Here is a 19,347-nt window from a genome sequence, read left to right on the forward strand (position 1 = left end):
CACTCACGCCACGAAGATGCAGAACGGATGACCCGCGAGGTCGGCGAGCACGTACAGCGGCTCGTCCGGGTCATCAGTCCGGTCCAGCAGCACCCGCGCACCGAGCGACTCCGCCCGCTCGCGGTGTCGCTCCAACTCCGCGACGCTCGACACCGTGAAGTCGACGTGGAGCTGCATCGGGACGTCGTGCTCCGGCCACGTCGTCTGCTCGACCCGATCGACCTGCTGGAACGCCAAGCTGCGCAAGCCGTCCGCGTCGATCAGCACGAGCCAGTCCGCGTCGTCGACGCCTCCGGCGGGAGGCTCGTCGCCGGACCGGTAATGCAGCCCCAAGAACAATCGGTAGAACTCGGCAAGGCCGCGTACGTCGGTGGTGTCCAAGACCGTGTGCAGAAGCTGCGGATACTCAGCCATGTCGGCAGTATGACCGACGCCGCGGCCTCCGGTCACTCCCCCGGTGGGCCGCCGAGCTCCGCACCCATCGCACTCGCCAGCGCGATCAGCCCCGACATCGGGCGCACCATCACGACAAGCTCGTCGACGCGGCCCTGCTCATCGAGACGTACGAAGTCGCAGCCCTCGACGTCCCGGTCACCGACCCGCGCGGTGAAGACCAGCGCGTGCTCAGGTGACTCGGGTGCACCGATCTCACGTACGTAGCGGAAGTCGTCGAACACGCGGATCGCGGCACGCAATACTGTCATGACCGCCTCGCGGCCCTGGTACGGGCGAAAGACCGCCGGGCTCCGGAACTCGACGTCATCGGAGAGCAACCCGGTCAGCGCGTCGAGGTCGCGTGCCTCGATCGCGACGCGGAACGGGTGCATCGGTCGCCGTCAGTCCTTCTCGGTCGAGCCGTCGTCGGAGGCGGCATCGTCGGCCGCATTCGCCGACACCGTGGATTCCTCCTCGGCGTCGTCGCTCGCCGCCACCGTGGATTCCCCCTCGGCGTCGACCTCGGCCGCAGACTCGGCGTCGTCGCGCCCGGCAGCCTCGGGGTCGTCCCATTCCTGGATGACCTCCTCGCGGCCGGGATGGCGGCGTCCCATCCAGACGAAGTACGCGAGCGCGAGACAGAACAGCACGATCGAGGTCCACACATTGAGCCGCAGCCCGAGGAAGTGATGCGCGTCGTCGATGCGCAGCGCCTCGATCCAGCCCCGGCCGGCGGTGTAGATCATCACGTACAACGCCATGATCCGGCCGTAGCCGATCTGGTAGCGCTTCGCGATCCACAGCAGTACGAAGCCGCCGATCAGCACCCAGATCGACTCGTAGAGGTACGTCGGCTGGAACGTGTCGTACTGCTCGTATCCCGGCGGACGATGCTCCGGGTCGATCTCGAGGCCCCATGGCTTGTCCGTCGGCTTGCCGAACAGCTCCTGGTTGAACCAGTTGCCCCAGCGCCCGATCGCCTGGCCGAACAGGATGCCCGGCGCCATCGTGTCGGCCATCGCGGCGAAGCTCGCCTTCGCCCGACGGCAGCCGATGTACGCACCGACCGCGCCGAGCGCGATGGCGCCCCAGATGCCGAGGCCACCCTCCCAGATGTACAGCGCCTCGATCGGCCGCCCGTCACCGGAGAAGTAGAGCTCGGGGTTCGTGGCGACGTGGTAGAGCCGCGCACCGACGAGACCGAACGGGATCGCCCACACGGCCATGTCGCCGACCGTGCCGGGACGGCCACCGCGGGCGACCCAGCGGCGTTCGCCGAGCCAGATCGCGACGACGACGCCGGCGATGATGCACAGGGCGTACGCCCGGATGGGCAGGGGTCCGATCTCCCAGACGGCGTCGGACGGACTCGGTATCGAGGCAACAGTCATCGCGGGCCAGGCTATCCGGCGGTGGTACGCGCGCGCTCAACGCCCGTACGCAGGTCGGTCGCGAGCGCACGTACGGCAGCGATGCCGTCGTCGGCGGGTACGTCGAGCAGGCAGCGTACGAGCGCGGACCCGACGATCACCGCATCGCAGTATGCGCCGACCTCGGCGGCCTGATCGCCGTTGCTGACACCGAGCCCGACGCCGATCGGCTTGTCGGTCACCCCACGCAGCCGGCCGACGAGCTCGGGCGCCCGGCTGCTGGTCTGTGCGCGCGCCCCGGTGACACCCATGACCGAGGTCGCGTACACGAAGCCGCTCGCGGCCTTCGCAGTGAGCGCGAGGCGTTCGTCGGTCGACGACGGCGCGACCAGGAATACCTGCTCGAGACCGTGCTTCGCCGCGGCGTCGGTCCACGCGCCGGCCTCCTCCGGGATGAGGTCGGGCGTGATCAGCCCGGTGCCACCGACATCGGCGAGCGTCTCCGCGAACCGATCGACGCCATAGTGCTCGACGGGGTTCCAGTACGTCATCACGACCGTCGCGGCGCCGGTCGCGGCCGACGCGCGCACGACCTCGAACACGTCGCTCGTACGCACCCCACCCGCGAGCGCCTGCTGGGCCGCGACCTGGATGACGGGCCCGTCCATCACCGGATCGCTGTACGGGAAGCCGACCTCGACGATGTCGACACCGCACTCGACCATCGCCTCGATGGCCCGGATCGAGGTCGCCACGTCGGGGAATCCCGCCGGCAGGTAGCCGACCAGGGCGGGCCGCCCCTCGTCGGCAAGCCGCGCGAACGTCTCGGCGAGCGAGGTCACGCGTCCTCCCCGGGAGCCTCGTCGAGCAGCCCGAAGTACTCGGCGGCCGTGTGTACGTCCTTGTCGCCGCGCCCGGACAGGTTGACCAGGATCGTCGCATCCGGACCGAGCGTGTCGGCGAGCCGCAGCGCACCGGCGACGGCGTGTGCCGACTCGATCGCAGGGATGATCCCCTCGGTCTTGCACAGCAGGTCGAACGCCGCCATCGCCTCGTCGTCGGTGACCGGTTCGTACGTCACCCGACCGGTGTCGGCGAGGTACGCGTGCTCCGGGCCGACACCCGGGTAGTCGAGCCCGGCCGAGATCGAGTGCGACTCGATGGTCTGCCCGTCGTCGTCTTGCAGCAGGAACGAGCGCGTGCCGTGAAGTACGCCGACCTCGCCGGCCGTGATCGTCGCCGCGTGACGTCCCGTGTCGAACCCCTCGCCGCCGGCCTCGTAACCGACCATGCGCACCGCGTCGTCGTCGAGGAACCCGGCGAACAACCCGATCGCATTGGAGCCGCCCCCGACGCACGCGACGGCAGCGTCGGGGAGCGAGCCGGTCAGCTCCAGGCACTGCTCGCGTGCCTCGTCGCCGATGCCGCGTGCGAAGTCGCGCACCATCGCCGGGAACGGATGGGGACCCGCGGCCGTGCCGAAGAGGTAGCTGGTGTGCTCGACGTTGGTGACCCAGTCGCGTAGGGCCTCGTTGATCGCGTCCTTCAATGTCCGGCTTCCGGTCGAAACGGGCACCACCTCGGCACCGAGCATCCGCATCCGGGCAACATTCAGCGCCTGGCGCTGGGTGTCGAGCTCGCCCATGTAGACGACGCATTCGAGGTCGAGGTACGCGCACGCGGTGGCCGATGCGACGCCGTGCTGGCCGGCCCCGGTCTCCGCGATCGCCCGCGGCTTGCCGATGCGTTTCGCCAACAGCGCCTGGCCGAGCACGTTGCGGATCTTGTGCGCACCGGTGTGGTCGAGGTCCTCGCGCTTGAGCAGGATCCGCGTCCCCGCCGCACGCGAGAGTCGCTTCGCGTCGTACAGCGGGCTCGGCACGTTCGCGTACGTCCGCAGCATGTCGTCGAACTCGGCGCGGAAGCCGTCGTCGGCCATCGCTTCGCGCCATGCCGTCTCCAGCTCGGCGAGCGGGGCCATCAGCGCCTCGGGCATGAACCGGCCGCCGAATCGGCCGAAATGGCCGACGTCATCGGGCAGGGTCGAGGGAGGTTGCGGTGTCATCGGGTGTCCTCGGGTGGAGTTCTGGTGGTACGCGACGTGCGGCGATCACCATCGATGGTGCAGCGCCGGATGCGCACCGGCGGCAACGAGGTCAGCGACCGACGAGCGCGGGTTGTTGTCGCGCACCAGGCTCTCGCCGACCAGCACGACGTCGGCGCCCTCGCGGGCGTACTCGATCACGTCGTGCGGGCCGCGTACCCCCGACTCGGCCACCCGGACGACGCCCGCAGGCACCAGCGGGGCCAGCCGGGCGAACGTGTCGCGGTCGACCTCGAGCGTCTTCAGGTTGCGCGCGTTGACGCCGATCACCTTCGCGTCGGCGTCGAGGGCACGCTCCAGCTCCTCCTCGTCGTGCACCTCGACGAGAGGTGTCAGGCCGATCGACGCCGCGCGCTCGACGAGCGCGACGAGGGCGTTCTGGTCGAGCGCGGCGACGATCAGCAGCGCGAGGTCGGCGCCGAACGCGCGGGCCTCCCACAGCTGGTAGGAGGTGACGATGAAGTCCTTGCGAAGAACGGGTACGTCGACCTTTGCGCGTACGGCGCGAAGATCGTCGAGCGTGCCTCCGAAGCGGCGCTGCTCCGTGAGCACGCTGATCGCCGCGGCGCCACCCGCCTCGTAGTCGGCAGCGAGCCCGGCGGGATCCTTGATCGGCGCGAGAGCGCCCTTGCTCGGGCTGGCCCGCTTGACCTCGGCAAGGATCGAGACACCCTCGCCACGAAAGAGGGGCAGCGGGTCGAGCGCGGGATCCTGTTTGTCGGCCGCCCGCTTGAGATCGTCGAGCGAGACCGAGGCCATGCGCTCGTCGAGGTCCTCGCGGACGCCAGCGAGGATGTCACCGAGTACCGACATGACACCTCATTTCGACCGGACAGCGTACGGACCCCGATGGCACCAGCGTAGCGATGCAGCGACGCGGCGACCGAGGGGGTCACCCCCGGACCGCTCGGCGCCTTCGACACGATGTCCGCCTGCCGGGCGGATGGGCGGCGGGCTGACCCACGAGCCGGTAGCCTGCGATGCGCCAATCGACAACTCGGAAGGTCTTCGTGAAATGAGCAGTAGCCAGCCACCCCCTCCCGGCGGGCAGCCGCCCCAGGGCCCACCGCCCGGCCAGCCACCGCAGGGTCCGCCACCGGGTGGCGGCTACCCACCGCCTCCGCCACCTCCTCCGGGTGGCGGCTACCCGCCGCAAGGCCCCCCGGGGGGGGGCTATCCGCCGCCCGGACCTCCCGGTGGCGGCTACCCGCCGCAAGGGCCGCCCGGAGGCGGCTACCCTCCGCAGGGCCCGCCGCCCGGTGGCGGCTATCCCGGCCAGGGTTACGGCGGGCCGCAGCGTTTCAGTATCGGAGAAGCGTTCAACTACGGCTGGGCGAAGTTCACCCAGAACGTCGGTACGATCATCCTCGCCGCGCTCGCGTGGCTGGCGATCCTGATTGCGTTCTACCTCGTCTGGGTCCTGCTCCTGAGCGCGATGGGCGTCGGCCTGTCGGCCAGCTTCGAGGTCGACTCCGACGGCAACTCGTCGAGTAGCGGAGGCGGTTTCTTCGGCGTACTGCTCATCGGGGCGCTGATGTCGATCGTTCCGGTGATCATCTCCGGCGTCATGCAGGCCGGGATCCTGCGTGGAGCCCTCCAGATCACCTATGGCCGCGAGTTCACTGTCGGGACGACGTTCAGCTTCAACAACGTCGGCCGGGTCATCGGCGCGGCCGTCGTCCTGGCGATCATGATCTCGATCGGCTACCTGCTGTGCTGGATCCCCGGCCTGATCGTCTTCTTCTTCACGCAGTTCACGATGTTCTTCATCGTGGACAAGGACATGTCGATCACCGATGCGATCAAGTCGAGCGCATCGTTTGTGAACAAGAACCTCGGCACCCTGATCGGGTTCTACATCTGCAGCCTCATCGCGTACTTCGTCGGTGCGCTGCTCTGCGGCGTCGGTCTGCTGCTCGCGGTCCCGGTCGTGATCATCGCCCAGACGTACGCGTACCGCGTGCTGCAGGGCGAAGCCGTGGCGCCGTAACGAATCTGGAGGCACCATGCCGGTTCGGCCAGGTTGGTACCGCGACCCGGTCGACGACTTCGAATGGCGCTGGTGGAGCGGCCGGGAGTGGACGCACGACGTCCGCACCGGCCGCTTGACCACGACCAGCGCGCTCGAGCCGGGAACGATCCCGGAAGGGGAGTCGATCGTCTGGACCGACGGCCGCTACACGATCACCACGCACACCGTGCACGTGAGCGAGGGCGGCCGTCCGGTCGTGCTCCCGTGGTGGTCGGTTGCCGCCGTGAACCAGAGTGTCTCGGCGCTCGAGTCGACCTCGGGCACCGGCACGATCGTGCTGCGGGTCGCGTACCCCGGCTACACCGACCGTGCCGAGTGGCGGATGAAGCGCGTCGCCGATCCCGACCGCGTACAGGCCCTCGCGTACACCTGGATGCGGCGACACCGGCTCGCCGCCGGCTACGGCTGAGCTGGTCCCGCCTCAGGGCGCGAGCGCCGCGCCGAACTCCACATTGCGTACGACCGTGAACGCCGCCGCGACGGCGAGCACGGTCACCAGCCCGCGCGCGCCGATGTGGAGCGTACGCGCCGGGCGCCCGCGCCAGCGGATCGAGGCCCAGTAGCCGAAGTAGCCGACTCCCGCCAGCACGAGCACGACCGCGAACACGTTCGCGGACAGCGCATCGCCGATGCGCAGCGCGAAGAGATCGTGCGTGGCACGCAGCCCGCCGCACAGCGGGCACCACCAGCCGGTCAGCGCGTGGAACGGGCACAGACCGTACGAGCCGCTCGCGTGCGGATCGCGGAGCTGCAGCAGGACAAGACTCGCGACGCCGACGCCACCGAGTGCGACCGCGGTGCGACGATCACGCCGCGTCGCGCTGTCGGAAGCCACGCCCGCCACGATAGGCGTCAGTGCGCGGACTCGGAGCCCATGCCGGCGGCGGACATGATCTTGCCGACGATGCCCGCGACCACCATCACGACGATCCCGATGCAGAAGATGACCGGGTTGAAGTCCGGGACGGTGCCAACGGACGACACCGTGAAGCCGACGAGGAACACGGCAACCGCCGTCCACGCCGCTGGAGAGGAACCATGTGCCCCGGCCATCTGACCAACCTCGTTCTGTGCGGTGACGAATCGATGCTCCGATTGTCTATGACGCCGGTGGGTCGGCGCGAGCCGGGGTTCGCACTAGACCGTCGGGTCGTCGCCCTCGTCGAGCGCCTTCCACAGGTCGCCGACGTCACGGTCCTCCGCCGGCGTCGAGTCGGCGGCGCGTGCCGTGCGCGCCCCTGGCGCCTCGTACCGCTTGCCCATCCGCGGCCAGCGGGGTGCGTACGCGACCACCAGGCAGCCGACGGCGACTCCGACGAGCGATGCGACCACCGCCGCCCAGCGCCACAGGCTGTGGTCGGCGGCCGCGACCAGCGCATCCTCCTGCCCGGCGTCGCCGGTCATCGACGTCGACGCCGCCACCGCGTCGCGTACGGCATCGTCGATCGCCGCGTCCGCGAGCACACCCGCTACCAGCGCACCGGCCGCGGCGAGCGCGATCACGACACCGACCGCGCGACGTAACCAACCGCCGGCCGCGACGACCGCCACCGAACCTGCCATCACCACGAACGACATCGCGCTCACGAGGGGCACGGCGGTCGAGCCGGTGACGTCGACGTCGTCGACCGTCATGCCCGGCGGCGCGACCTCGACCGAGGCCCAGGTACGAGACGCGGCCCAGATCATCACACCGCCGGCGACGATGCCGACGACGACGACAATGCCGTACAGCCGGCGATCCGAGCTCTTCGGCTCGCTCATGACAGCTCCAGGAGCCCGTCGTCGAAGCAGGTCGCAGCACCCGTGTGGCATGCCGGACCGACCTGGTCGACCGTCACCAGCACGGTGTCGCCGTCGCAGTCGAGGCGCACCTCGCGAACGGTCTGGATGTTGCCCGAGGTCTCGCCCTTCACCCAGTACGCGCCGCGGCTGCGACTCCAGAACGTCGTACGCCGCGTGGCGAGCGTACGAGCGAGCGCGACGTCGTCCATCCAGCCCACCATCAGGACGGCGAGCGACGACGCGTCTTGTACGACGGCCGCGACGAGTCCACGGTCATCGCGCTTCAGCCGGGCGGCGACGCCGGCATCGAGCTCAGCGGTACTCACGTATCCAGTCTCGCAGCCGACTCCAGATGACTCTGCGCGACCCAGCTCGCGTGCAGCCGCGTATAGACGCCCGACGCGGTGACGAGACTCGCGTGGTCGCCCTGCTCGACGATGCGGCCCGCGTCGAAGACGAGGATCCGGTCGGCGACCTCGGCCGTCGACAGCCGGTGCGCGATGGTGACCGACGTGCGTCCCGACAGCAGCCGCTCCAGGGCCCGGGTCGCCCGCATCTCGGTTTGCGGGTCGACCGCACTGGTCGCCTCGTCGAGCACCAGCAGGTCGGGGTCGGCGAGGTACGCACGGGTGAGCGCCACCAGCTGGCGCTCCCCCGACGACAGCGACTCACCGCGCTCACCGACCTCGCTGGCGAGCCCGTCGGGAAGCGTGTCGAGCCACCCGCGCAGCTCCAGCTTCTCGATCGCCTCGACCAGCTCCCCGTCGGTCGCGTCGCGCTTGCCGTACCGGAGGTTCGCGGCGAGCGTCGCGTCGAACAAGAAACCCTCCTGGGGCACCATCACGACCCGCCGGCGCAGCGAGTCGAACGAGATCGTGCGCAGGTCGTGGCCGCCGACGAGGATCGAGCCGGACGTCGGGTCCATCAGCCGGGTGAGCAGCTTCGCAAACGTCGTCTTGCCCGAACCGGTCTCGCCGACCACGGCGATGCGCTCGCGTGCGTCGAGCGAGACGTCGACGTCGTGGAGGACGAGCGACCCGCCCGGATAGCCGAACTGGACGTCCCGGAACGTCGCGCCGAGCGACTCGTGCGGCAGCGTCGCACCGGACGGTCCGGGGTCGACGACGTCGGCCGGAGTCTCGACCAGGTCGATCACCCGCCGCCACGAGGCGATCGCGTTCTGCGCCTCGGTGAGCACCTGGGTCGCGATCTGCACCGGCCCGACGAACAGCGAGACGAGGAACGCGAACGCGATGACGGTGCCCATCGACAGCTGGCCGGCAACCCCGAGGAGCACCCCGACGACGATCACGGACGCGTTGGCGAGCCCACCGGCGACGCCGGCGGCGGCGAACGTGACCGCGACGAGTCGCTGAGCGCGTACGTTGGCGCGCAGGTTGGTGTCGATGCCCCCGTCGATGCGTTGCTGCGTACGCCGCTCGATGTTGTACGCCCGCACCACCGACGCACCCACGACGGGCTCCGCGATCACCGCAAGCATCTCGCCGACGGTCTGGCGTACGTGGTCGTACGCCGCAGACAGCCTCGGTTGGAAGTAGCGCAGGCTCCACAGCAGCGGCAGGAAGCAGACCCACACGATGATGGTGAGCTGCCAGGAGTACCACGCCATGATCACCGTCGCGACCAGCATCTGGCCGACGCTGACGACGATCATCATCCCGGTGAACTGCACGAACAACGACACCTGGTCGATGTCGGAGGTCACCCGGGAGACGAGCGACCCGCGACGCTCGGAGCTCTGCGTCAGCATCGACAGATCGTGTACGTGCCGGAACGCGGCGATCCGCAGCTGAGCGAGCCCCCGCTCGCTCGCCACGAACAGCCGCACCTTCGTCGCGTACGCACAGGCACCCGTCAGGCCGACGATCACGGCGGCGCCCGCGACGTACGACCAGACCTCGGACCGGTCGACGCCGCTCTCGAACCCCCGGTCGACCATCACCTGGATGACGATCGGTACGACCGAGCTGCCCACCGTGCTCAGGGCCGCGAGCAGCAGGGTGACGCCGATGCCGTCACGAAGTGCCGGCGACAGCGCGACGCCCTTGCGGATGATCTGCCACGCGGTCAGGTCACGCGCGTCGATGCCGCTACTCATCCACCGGCTCCCCATCTCGTGCCTGGTCGTACGCATCGACCAGGTCGCGGTACGCCGCGTTGCGCAGCGACAGCTCGTCGTGGGTGCCGCGGTCGGCGATCCGGCCATCGGAGAGGAACACGACCTCGTCCGCGAGCCCGATCGTCGCCTTTCGGTACGCGACGACGAGAACGGTAGGGCCAAGATCGCCGGTCGTCTCACCGGCGAGGGAGTGCAGAATGCGCTGCTCGACCTCCGGGTCGACCGCGCTCGTCGCGTCGTCCATGACGAGCAGCCGCGGCCTGCGTACGAGCGCCCGGGCGAGAGCGAGCCGCTGGCGCTGGCCACCCGACAGCGTCGTACCGCGCTCGCCGAGCTGGCTGTCGAGACCGTCCGGAAGGGCGCGTACGAACGCGTCGGCCTGCGCGGTCTCGAGCGCGTGCCAGATCTCGTCGTCGGGTGTGTCCGCCCCGAGTGCGATGTTGTCGCGCACGGTGTCGTCGAAGATGAACGTCTGCTGGGGTACGAGCGCGATGGACGCGGCCAGCGAGGCATGGGTCAGGTCGCGCAGATCGATGCCGTTCAGCGCGATCGTCCCCTGCTGCGGGTCGATGAGCCGCGTGACCAGCGAGGCGAGGGTGCTCTTGCCCGCACCGGTCAGCCCCACCAGCGCGACGACCCGGCTCGGCTCGACCTCGAGATCCAGGCCGCTGAGCACCTGTGGATGGGATCCGCCGTGCCCGAACCCGACCTCGTGGAGCGACAGCCGCGCCGGCGCGTTCGCGAGCGTCTCGTCGCCGTACGGCATCGACCCCTGCGCGTTCAGCACCGCGGTCACGCGATTCCACCCGACGACGCTGCGCGGCAGCTCGCCGAGGACCCACCCGAACGCGCGTACCGGAAAGCCGACAACGATGAAGAGGTACGCGACCTGGACCACGTCACCGGGTTCGGTCGCCCCGCTGAGCACTCGCTCGACACCGAGCACCACCACCAGCAGGACGCCGAGGTTGGGCAGCGCCTCGAGAACGGGGTCGAACACGCTCCGGACCCTGCCGGCAGCGATATTGGCGTCACGCAGGTCGTGTGCGGTCTTCGCGAAGCGGTCGGTCTCGTCCGCCTCGCGACCGAGCGCCTTGACCACGAGGGCGCCATCGAACGACTCGTGGGCGACGGCGCTCACGTCTGCCCGGAGCGCCTGGGCACGTGTGACGCGCGGCGAGAGCAACCGCTGGTAGCCGACGTTGATCAGGAAGAGCAGCGGGAAGATGACCAGGCCGACCAGGGTCAGGACCCAGTCCGCGAGCAGCATCACGACCACCGAGACGACCAGCATCGCGACGACGCCGAGGGCCATCGGCAACGGCATCATCACGGCCCAGGTGGCCTCGACGTCGGCATTGGCGTTCGACAACAGCTGGCCGGTCGGATGCCGTTGGTGCCAGCGCAGCGGTAACTCGAGGTAGCGCCGGGTCACCCGGCGCCGGTAGTCGGCCATCAGCCGGAAGTACACGAGACCGCCGATGAGGCGCCGCGCGACGATGCCGAGCCCACGTACGATCGCGACGCTCACGAACATCAGCACGGCGACGGCCGCGGCACCGACCACGAGCTCGCCGTCTGCGAAGGACGGCCGGATCACGTGGTCGGTCGCCCAGCCGAGCACCCACGCGTCGGCGACCGTGAGCGCACCGTAGACGACGCTGCCGAACAGCGCGAGCGAGAACATCGCGCGTTGTTCGCGCATGCCGGTGACGAGGACCTCGAGTCCTCGCCGCGTCGTGTCGGCACTCGCCGACGTCGTACTCATGGCTCCCCCTGTGAGCTCAACGAACCGGGTGACCGGCCTCGCGAAGGGCGGCCTTCACGTCACCGATCGACAGGTCACCGAAGTGGAACACGCTCGCCGCGAGCACGGCGTCCGCCCCGGCCTCGACGGCCTCGACGAAATGCGCGACCTCGCCCGCTCCCCCGCTCGCGATCAGTGGCACGGGGGCGGCCGCGCGTACGGCGCGGATCATCTCGACATCGAAGCCGGACTTGGTGCCGTCGGCGTCCATCGAGTTCAGCAGGATCTCGCCGACGCCCAGCTCGACGGCGTCTCGTGCCCACGCAACCGCATCGAGACCGGCCGAGACCCTTCCGCCGCGCGTCGTGACCTCGAATCCGGACGGCTGTTCGCCGCGTCGCGCATCGACGCTGAGGACGAGCACCTGGCTGCCGAACCGGGTCGCGATCTCGCCGATCAGCCCAGGGCGGTCGACCGCGGCGGTATTGACTCCGACCTTGTCGGCGCCGGCCCGCAGCAGCCGGTCGACATCGGCGACGCTGCGTACGCCGCCACCGACCGTCAGCGGGATGAACACCTCGCCCGCGGTCGCGTGCACCACGTCGTACGTCGTCTCACGCGAGTCCGACGACGCAGTGATGTCGAGGAACACGAGCTCGTCTGCGCCCTCGCGCCCGTACACGCCGGCCATCTCGACCGGGTCGCCCGCATCGCGAAGGTCGGTGAAGTTGACCCCCTTCACGACCCGCCCACCGTCGACGTCGAGGCAGGAAATGACACGGACGGCGAGGCTCACCGTGCGAGCCTACCCAGGCTCGCCGACACGACGAACTGCCCCCACCGACCGGGTGGGGGCAGCTCGTGGTCGTTCGGGCTAGAGCGGGAAGCTACCGAGCTTGCGACCCTTGCCGTTGAACGTGCACTTCAGATCGGTCTTTTTGACCGAGCCGAGCACCGGCGGCTTCAGGTTCGCATGGATCTTGAACTTCTTCGGCGCGAGGAGGCTCAGCTTCTTCGTACCCTTCTTGATCTTGTACGGGTCCGCCTTGCCGTTGGTCGGGATGCGCATCTTGCCCTTCTTGGGCACCGTGCGCCACGGCGACCTCAGGCCCTTGACCGGCATCTTGGTGATGCCGCCGGGTTTGGCCTTCACGTCGAACTTGACGTCCGCGCTGCCCTTCACCTTCTTCACCTTCAGATCCTTGCGGACCTTCTTGACCAGCTTCGTCGGCAGGATCAAGGTCAGCTTGATGCCCTTCGGCGTCACCTTCGTACCGGTCTTGAACTTGCCGGAGAACTTGGCGCTGCCGTCGACGAGGAACTGCTGGGGCCCGCCGACGATCTGGTCGACGACGCTGTTCGTCGCCTTGCACATGTACTTGACGCCCTTCTTCGACAGCGTCACCGTACGAGCGCCGTCGGACGGGCTCTGGGCGTTGACCGGTCCGGCGCTCAGCGCGCCGCCGGTGAGCGCGACGGCGCATGCCGCCGCAACGCCGGCGGAGATCCGTTTGGTACGGGTGGACTTGGAAACTGACTGCACGGCTTCCCTCCATGTTGGTCGGTTCGTGACCTGCGTCACCGTTCCCCGTAACTGGAGGTTACACCGGACGTCCGGGTCGGCGTCAACGGTTCGTCCCAGGGTTTGACTCTGCGTGCACGCACGGGTGCCCGACGGAAGCGAGCTGCCCCGCGCATGGCGGAGGCAGCCCGCTGTGACGATCGGCGGTCGCTACTTCATCAGCGTGCCGAGCTTGCGGCTCTTGCCGTTGAACTTGCACCTCAGGTCGGTCTTCTTGACCGAGCCGAGCACCGGCGGGGCGAGCCGCGCGTGGATCAAGAACCGCTTCGGCGCGTAGAGCTTGACGTTCTTCGTGCCCTTCTTGATCTTGTACGAGCCCGCCGTGCCCTTCACCGGGATGCGCATCGTGCCCTTCTTTGGCACCTTCCGCCACGGCGACCTCAGGCCCTTGACCGGCACCTTGGTGACGCCGCCGGGCTTCGCCTTGAAGTCCCACGACATCTTGGCGCTGCCCTTGACCCGCTTCACCTTCAGGTCCTTGCGGACCTTCCTGACCAGCTTCTTCGGAAGCACCAGCGTCAGCCTCTGGGCACCGGACCTGATCTTCGTGCCGGGCTTGAACTTGCCCTTGAAGACGAGCTTTCCGTCGATCAGGAACTGCTGCGGCCCACCGACGATCTGGTCAACGACGCTGTTCGTCGCCTTGCACTTGTACTTGACGCCCTTCTTGCTGATCGTCGTCGTACGCGCACTGTCGGTCGACGCGTTCTGCGCGTTCACCGGCCCGGCGCCCAGCGCCCCGCCGGTGAGGGCGAGCGCTGAGACGACCGCGACTCCTGCGGATACTCGCTTGGTGCGAGCGGACCTCGAATCAGTTTGCACGGGTTCCCTCCAATCGCTTGGCCGTGACCTGCGTCACGGTTTCCCGTCACCCGAGGCTAGGCAGCGCGGACAGGGTGTCGTCAACACGTCGGCGCAAACTATGACGCTGCGTGACCACGACGTCGCCGCGGAAACACGAAGCTGCCCCCGCCGAGTGGCGGGGGCAGCTCCGTCAGTTCGGTAGCTACTGCTGCGCAGTGACTACTTCACCAGTACGCCGACCTTGCGGCTCTTGCCGTTGAACTTGCAGTTCAGATCGGTCTTCTTGACCGAGCCGAGCACCGGCGGGGCGAGCCGCGCGTGGATCTTGAACGACTTCGGCGCGAGCACGCTGAGCTTCTTCGTGCCCTTCTTGATCTTGTATGAAGCGGCCTTGCCGGTCACGGGGATGCGCAGGGCGCCCTTCTTCGGCACCTTCTTCCAACCCGACTTCAGGCCCTTGACGTTCACCTTCGAGGTGCCGCCCGGCTTGGACTTGAAGTCGTACTTGACGTCGGCGCTGCCCTTGACCCGCTTGACCTTCAGGTCCTTGCGAACCTTCTTGACCAGCTTCTTCGGAAGCACCAGGGTCAGCTTCTGGGTACCGGACGTAACGGTCGTGCCCGGCTTGAACTTGCCCTTGAAGGCGCCCTTGGAATCGACGAGGAACTGCTGCGGCCCGCCGACGATCTGGTCAACGACGCTGTTCGTCGCCTTGCACTTGTACTTCAGGCCCTTGGCCGACAGCGTCGTCGTACGAGCGCCGTCGTCGGCGCCGGCGGCGTTCACCGGTCCTGCGGCGGCCATCGCGCCACCGGTGAGCGCAACGGCGCACGCAGCGGCGACACCGGCCGAGGCCCGCTTAGCGCGGGTGGTCTTGATTGTCTGCACGTTTCCCTCCAAATGTGTTGCAGAAATTCCTGGGTCACCGTAACCACCGGTTACCCCGGTTGCAAGGCGATCCGGTCAAGGATTCGCGACAATCCGCAGGGCGTCACGGAGCGTGAACTCCCCCGCGTACAAGGCTTTTCCGATGATCGCGCCCTCGACGCCGAGGGAGCGCAACCCGCCCAGAGCCCGCAGATCATCGAGGCTGGAGACCCCTCCGGACGCGACCACCGGGCGCGTCGTCGCGGCGCACACCGAGCGCAGCAGATCGAGGTTCGGACCCTGCAGAGTGCCGTCCTTCGTGACGTCCGTCACAACGTAGCGAGCACACCCGTCGGCATCCAGACGGGCGAGCACCTCGAACAGGTCGCCGCCGTCGCGCGTCCAGCCGCGGGCGGCCAGCGTCGTGCCTCGTACGTCGAGACCGACCGCGACGCGGTCGCCGTACTCCGAGATCGCCCTGGCGCACCACTGCGGGTTCTCCAGCGCGGCGGTCCCGAGGTTGACCCGCCGGCAGCCCGTGGCCATCGCGGCCGCGAGCGACGCGTCGTCGCGGATACCGCCGGACAACTCGACGTCGACGTCGAGCCGGCCGACGACCTCGGCGAGGAGTTCGGCGTTGCTGCCCCGACCGAACGCCGCGTCGAGGTCCACCAGGTGGATCCACTCGGCCCCGTCACGCTGCCAGGTGAGCGCCGCCTCGAGCGGGTCACCGTACGTCGTCTCGCTGCCGGCCTCGCCCTGGACGAGCCGAACCGCCTGCCCATCGGCGACATCGACCGCCGGAAGCAGCTCCAGTACCTTCACCGGGCGATCGTAATGCCCGGCGAAACGCGTGGTCAGAGCAGGTCGAGCCAGTTCGTGAGGAGTTGTGCTCCCGCGTCGCCGGACTTCTCCGGGTGGAACTGGGTCGCCCATAGCGGTCCGTTCTCGACGGCCGCGACGAAGCGGTCACCTGCGTACGACGTCCAGGCGACAGCCGGGGCCTGCAGCCCTTCGACGGGGACGAGTCGCCAGTCGCGTACGCCGTAGGAGTGCACGAAGTAGAAGCGCTCGCCCGCGATCCCGGCGAACATCCGCGAATCTTCAGGCACGTCGACGTTGTTCCAGCCCATGTGCGGGACGATCTCCGCCTCGATGCGCTCGACCGTGCCCGGCCACTGTGCACACCCGACGGTCTCGACGCCGTGCTCGATGCCGCGCTCGAACAGCACCTGCATGCCGACGCAGACGCCGAGCACCGGACGGCCGCCGGCGAGTCGGTGGTCGATGATCCGGTCACCGTGAGCCGCCTGAAGGCCGCTCATGCATGCCTCGAACGCGCCGACCCCCGGCACGACGAGCCCGTCGGCCTCCATCGCGACCGTCTCGTCGCTGGTGAGCGTGACGTCGGCCCCGACACGTTCCAGCGCACGCACGGCCGAGCGGACGTTGCCGGATCCGTAGTCGAGCACGGCGACGGTCGGCCGTGCCGTCACAGGCTGCCCTTCGTGCTCGGTACGCCCGTCTCGCGCGGGTCGCTCGCAAGGGCCGTACGCAGCGCACGCGCAACCGCCTTGTACTGCGCCTCCGCGATGTGGTGCGGGTCGCGACCGGCGAGCACACGTACGTGCAGCGTGATCGCCGCATGGTGAGCGATCGACTCGAGCACATGCGCGGTCAGCGAACCGGGATACTCGCCGATCATTGCCGTGACCTGACGCTCGGGCTCGCCGCTGTGCACGAAGTACGGCCGCCCGGACACGTCGACGACTGCCTGCGCGAGCGCCTCGTCGAGCGGCACCAGCGCGTCGCCGTAGCGATGGATGCCGGCCTTGTCACCCAGCGCCTCGCGTACCGCCTGCCCGATGCAGATCGCGACGTCCTCCACGGTGTGGTGTGAGTCGATGTGCAGGTCGCCTTTCGCCTGCACGGTAAGGTCGATCAGCGAGTGCCGCGCGAGCGCGGTGAGCATGTGGTCGTAGAAACCGACGCCGGTCGAGATGGTGGCACTGCCGGTGCCATCGAGGTCGACCTCGACGACCACCCGCGACTCGGTGGTCTCGCGTTCGATTCTTGCCGTACGACTCATTTCCCGAGCACCTCTCGTAGTGCGTGGTAGAACGCCTGGGTCTCGTCCCGGGTGCCGACCGAAACGCGCAGCCAGCCTTCGGGACCCGTCTCACGGATCAGCACACCATGCTCGAGCAGGCCCTGCCAGACCGCGTGCCGGTCGGCGAACGTCCCGAACAGGATGAAGTTGGCGTCCGACTCGGCGACGTCCAGACCGAGCTCGTTCAGCTGTGCGGCGAGCTTGTCGCGGGTCTCGCGAAGCTCGTCGACCCTCGCGAGCGGTTCGTCGGCGTGGTCGAGCGCGACGCGCGCGACCGCCTGAGTGACGGCCGACAGGTGGTACGGCAGCCGTACGACACGCAGCGCATCGATGATCTCAGGAGCGGCGGCGACGTACCCGACGCGACCACCGGCGAGCGCGAACGCCTTGCTCATCGTGCGTGTGACGAGCAGCCGCGGGTGGTCCGCCAGCAGCTCGAGCGCGGTCGGCGTGCCGTCACGGCGGAACTCGGCGTACGCCTCGTCGACGACGACCACCCCGGGCGCGACGTCCCCGATCGCGCGTACCGCGTCGAGCGGGAGTGCCGTGCCGGTCGGGTTGTTCGGCGAGGTGAGGAGCACGACATCGGGCCGCTCGCGCTCGATCAGCGCGGTCGCCCGGGCCACGTCGATGCCGAACTCGTCGTTGCGGCGGCCCGTGACCCAGCGGGTGTTGGTGTTGCGGGCGTACTCGGGGTACATCGAGTAGGTCGGCGCGTACGACAGCGCAGTGCGGTCCGGTCCGCCGAACGCCTGCAGGATCTGCTGCATGACCTCGTTCGAGCCGTTCGCGGCCCAGACGGCGTCGGCAGTGAGACCGTGCCCGAGATAGCCGGCCAGGGCCGCGCGCAGCGCCATCGCCTCGCGGTCGGGATAGCGATTGAGCTCCGTTGCCACCGCTGCCACACTGCGCGCCATCGCATCGGCCGTCGACTCGCTCGGTCCGTACGGGTTCTCGTTGGTGTTGAGTCGGACCGCGACGTCGAGCTGTGGCGCGCCGTACGGCTCGTGCGAGCGCAGCTCCTCGCGGATCGGGACCCAGTCGGCTACGGCCATCACGCGCCGCCGATTCGTGCCGAGACGGCCGCACCGTGGGACGGCAGGTTCTCGGCCTCGGCCAGCGCGACGACGCCGGGACCGACCTCGCGCAACGCGGCCTCGTCGTACGACACGACCTGCATGTTCTTGCAGAACGCGCGTACCGAGAGGCCGGAGCTGTAGCGGGCAGATCCCGCGGTCGGCAGCACGTGGTTGGAGCCCGCGCTGTAGTCACCGAGCGAGACCGGGGCGTACGCGCCGACGAACACCGCACCCGCGTTGCGTACACGGGCGACGAGCGCACTCGCGTCCGCAGTCTGGAGCTCGAGGTGCTCGGCGCCGTAGGCGTTCACCACGTCGAGGCCCTGGTCGATGTCGTCGACGAGCACGGTCGCGGACTGCTCGGACGACAGCGCCGTCTCGACGCGCTCGGCATGACGTGCCTGCGGCAACCGGTGCGCGAGCTCGGCGTCTACTCGATCCGCGAGCGCCTCGCTGTCGGTCACCAGCACGCTCGCGGCATGGGGATCGTGCTCGGCCTGGCTGATCAGATCGACCGCGACGTACGCGGCGTCGGCCCCTGCATCGGCGAGAACGGCGATCTCGGTCGGCCCTGCCTCGGCGTCGATGCCGACGACTGCCGTGAGCAGCCGTTTCGCGGCGACGACGTAGATGTTGCCCGGACCGGTCACGAGATCGACCGCGCGGCACTCACCGGCACCGTGGGCGAACATGGCGATCGCCTGGGCTCCCCCGACCGCGTACACCTCGTCGACTCCGAGCAATGCACAGGCCGCGAGGACGGTGGGGTGCGGTCGGCCGTCGGGCCCGGGCGGGCTGGACAGCGCGATCGACGCGACGCCGGCCACTTGCGCGGGGACGACGTTCATCACCACGCTGCTGACGAGTGGGGCGCGCCCACCCGGCACGTACAGCCCGACGCGCTCGACCGGCACGATCCGTCGTTCGACCGTTGCACCGGGTGCGATCTGGGTGGTGACGTCCGACTCCAGCTCCGCCGCGCAGGTGCGCCGCAGGCGATCGATCGACACCTCGAGCGCCGACCTGACCTCGTCGTCCAGGCTCGCGAGCGCCTCGCGCAACGCATCGACGGGCACACGTACGTCTTCGAGCTCGACGCCGTCGTACCGCTTCGTCGCCTCGCGAACGGCGTCGAGCCCGCGCTTGCGGACGTCGTCGCAGATCGGTCGCACATGCTCGACCGCGGCATCGACGTCGAACGGTGCGCGCGGTACGACAGCGCGATAGTCGACAGAGGTGCCCGCGGGCATGCCGCGCAGGTCGAGTCGCTGGATCATGGCCTCATTCTACGA

At 69.1% G+C, this 19,347-nt stretch carries 23 protein-coding genes; 2 read left to right on the forward strand and 21 right to left on the reverse strand.

What is annotated here, in order from left to right; all coding sequences use genetic code 11:
* Positions 1–3: 3 nt before the first annotated feature.
* From L0C25_RS22920 to trpC, 6 genes are read right to left on the reverse strand one after another with little or no spacing between them, the layout of a single operon-like run.
* Entirely contained in the window at positions 4–414 is a 411-nt protein-coding gene (locus L0C25_RS22920) for a VOC family protein (RefSeq protein WP_271634128.1), read from the reverse strand.
* Between the two features lie 32 nt (positions 415–446).
* Positions 447–827, reverse strand: coding sequence for a nuclear transport factor 2 family protein (locus L0C25_RS22925; protein ID WP_271634129.1), 381 nt, complete (start codon positions 825–827; stop codon positions 447–449).
* 9 nt (positions 828–836) lie between these two features.
* Entirely contained in the window at positions 837–1,826 is a 990-nt protein-coding gene (lgt, locus tag L0C25_RS22930) for a prolipoprotein diacylglyceryl transferase (RefSeq protein WP_271634130.1), read from the reverse strand.
* A gap of 11 nt (positions 1,827–1,837) precedes the next feature.
* The gene (gene trpA / locus L0C25_RS22935; RefSeq protein WP_271634131.1) at positions 1,838–2,647 is read right to left on the reverse strand and encodes a tryptophan synthase subunit alpha; all 810 of its coding nucleotides are present in this window, start codon (positions 2,645–2,647) and stop codon (positions 1,838–1,840) included.
* Complete coding sequence (trpB, locus tag L0C25_RS22940) at positions 2,644–3,870, reverse strand: tryptophan synthase subunit beta (protein ID WP_271634132.1); 1,227 nt, start codon at positions 3,868–3,870, stop codon at positions 2,644–2,646. Before trpB ends, trpA begins: the two co-directional genes overlap by 4 nt.
* A 45-nt stretch (positions 3,871–3,915) precedes the next feature.
* Entirely contained in the window at positions 3,916–4,722 is an 807-nt protein-coding gene (gene trpC, locus L0C25_RS22945) for an indole-3-glycerol phosphate synthase TrpC (RefSeq protein WP_271634133.1), read from the reverse strand.
* 202 nt (positions 4,723–4,924) lie between these two features.
* Here trpC and L0C25_RS22950 point away from each other — a divergent pair, with 202 nt between their 5' ends.
* Both L0C25_RS22950 and L0C25_RS22955 read left to right on the forward strand, forming a co-directional pair.
* A complete protein-coding gene (locus tag L0C25_RS22950) occupies positions 4,925–5,899 on the forward strand; it encodes a hypothetical protein (protein WP_271634134.1) in 975 nt (324 codons plus the stop codon).
* A 16-nt stretch (positions 5,900–5,915) separates the two neighbouring features.
* The gene (locus tag L0C25_RS22955) at positions 5,916–6,350 is read left to right on the forward strand and encodes a DUF2510 domain-containing protein (protein WP_271634135.1); all 435 of its coding nucleotides are present in this window, start codon (positions 5,916–5,918) and stop codon (positions 6,348–6,350) included.
* Between the two features lie 12 nt (positions 6,351–6,362).
* Here L0C25_RS22955 and L0C25_RS22960 read toward each other — a convergent pair whose 3' ends face one another.
* From L0C25_RS22960 to hisD, 15 genes are all read right to left on the reverse strand, one after another.
* Positions 6,363–6,776: a DUF2752 domain-containing protein gene (locus L0C25_RS22960; protein WP_271634136.1), complete on the reverse strand. Its 414-nt coding sequence runs from the start codon at positions 6,774–6,776 to the stop codon at positions 6,363–6,365.
* 17 nt (positions 6,777–6,793) lie between these two features.
* Positions 6,794–6,994 carry an HGxxPAAW family protein gene (locus L0C25_RS22965; RefSeq protein WP_271634137.1) on the reverse strand — a complete coding sequence of 67 codons (201 nt, stop codon included), beginning with the start codon at positions 6,992–6,994 and terminating at the stop codon, positions 6,794–6,796.
* An 84-nt stretch (positions 6,995–7,078) separates the two neighbouring features.
* On the reverse strand, positions 7,079–7,705 hold the full coding sequence (locus L0C25_RS22970) for a Trp biosynthesis-associated membrane protein (protein WP_271634138.1): 627 nt from the start codon (positions 7,703–7,705) through the stop codon (positions 7,079–7,081).
* Positions 7,702–8,052, reverse strand: coding sequence for a phosphoribosyl-AMP cyclohydrolase (gene hisI, locus L0C25_RS22975; protein WP_271634139.1), 351 nt, complete (start codon positions 8,050–8,052; stop codon positions 7,702–7,704). Before hisI ends, L0C25_RS22970 begins: the two co-directional genes overlap by 4 nt.
* Positions 8,049–9,845 carry an ABC transporter ATP-binding protein gene (locus L0C25_RS22980; protein WP_271634140.1) on the reverse strand — a complete coding sequence of 599 codons (1,797 nt, stop codon included), beginning with the start codon at positions 9,843–9,845 and terminating at the stop codon, positions 8,049–8,051. Before L0C25_RS22980 ends, hisI begins: the two co-directional genes overlap by 4 nt.
* Positions 9,838–11,634, reverse strand: a complete 1,797-nt coding sequence (locus L0C25_RS22985) for an ABC transporter ATP-binding protein (RefSeq protein WP_271634142.1) — start codon at positions 11,632–11,634, stop codon at positions 9,838–9,840. The genes L0C25_RS22980 and L0C25_RS22985 overlap by 8 nt, the downstream gene beginning before the upstream one ends.
* 16 nt (positions 11,635–11,650) lie before the next feature.
* A complete protein-coding gene (hisF, locus tag L0C25_RS22990) occupies positions 11,651–12,409 on the reverse strand; it encodes an imidazole glycerol phosphate synthase subunit HisF (protein ID WP_271634144.1) in 759 nt (252 codons plus the stop codon).
* 78 nt (positions 12,410–12,487) lie between these two features.
* On the reverse strand, positions 12,488–13,156 hold the full coding sequence (locus L0C25_RS22995; RefSeq protein WP_271634145.1) for a DUF6801 domain-containing protein: 669 nt from the start codon (positions 13,154–13,156) through the stop codon (positions 12,488–12,490).
* A 189-nt stretch (positions 13,157–13,345) separates the two neighbouring features.
* The gene (locus L0C25_RS23000) at positions 13,346–14,017 is read right to left on the reverse strand and encodes a DUF6801 domain-containing protein (protein ID WP_271634147.1); all 672 of its coding nucleotides are present in this window, start codon (positions 14,015–14,017) and stop codon (positions 13,346–13,348) included.
* 201 nt (positions 14,018–14,218) lie between these two features.
* Positions 14,219–14,887, reverse strand: a complete 669-nt coding sequence (locus L0C25_RS23005; protein ID WP_271634148.1) for a DUF6801 domain-containing protein — start codon at positions 14,885–14,887, stop codon at positions 14,219–14,221.
* Positions 14,888–14,962: 75 nt separating this feature from the next.
* Entirely contained in the window at positions 14,963–15,691 is a 729-nt protein-coding gene (gene priA / locus L0C25_RS23010; protein ID WP_271634149.1) for a bifunctional 1-(5-phosphoribosyl)-5-((5-phosphoribosylamino)methylideneamino)imidazole-4-carboxamide isomerase/phosphoribosylanthranilate isomerase PriA, read from the reverse strand.
* A 32-nt stretch (positions 15,692–15,723) separates the two neighbouring features.
* Entirely contained in the window at positions 15,724–16,362 is a 639-nt protein-coding gene (gene hisH / locus L0C25_RS23015) for an imidazole glycerol phosphate synthase subunit HisH (protein ID WP_271634150.1), read from the reverse strand.
* Positions 16,359–16,955, reverse strand: a complete 597-nt coding sequence (hisB, locus tag L0C25_RS23020; RefSeq protein WP_271634151.1) for an imidazoleglycerol-phosphate dehydratase HisB — start codon at positions 16,953–16,955, stop codon at positions 16,359–16,361. The genes hisH and hisB overlap by 4 nt, the downstream gene beginning before the upstream one ends.
* Positions 16,952–18,031 (reverse strand): histidinol-phosphate transaminase, encoded by a 1,080-nt coding sequence (locus L0C25_RS23025; protein ID WP_271634152.1) that lies wholly within the window; start codon positions 18,029–18,031, stop codon positions 16,952–16,954. Before L0C25_RS23025 ends, hisB begins: the two co-directional genes overlap by 4 nt.
* Entirely contained in the window at positions 18,031–19,332 is a 1,302-nt protein-coding gene (gene hisD / locus L0C25_RS23030; protein WP_271634153.1) for a histidinol dehydrogenase, read from the reverse strand. The genes L0C25_RS23025 and hisD overlap by 1 nt, the downstream gene beginning before the upstream one ends.
* Between the last annotated feature and the right edge of the window lie 15 nt (positions 19,333–19,347).

Origin of the sequence: Solicola gregarius (genome assembly GCF_025790165.1) — a bacterium.
Classification (GTDB): Bacteria; Actinomycetota; Actinomycetes; order Propionibacteriales; family Nocardioidaceae; genus Solicola; species Solicola gregarius.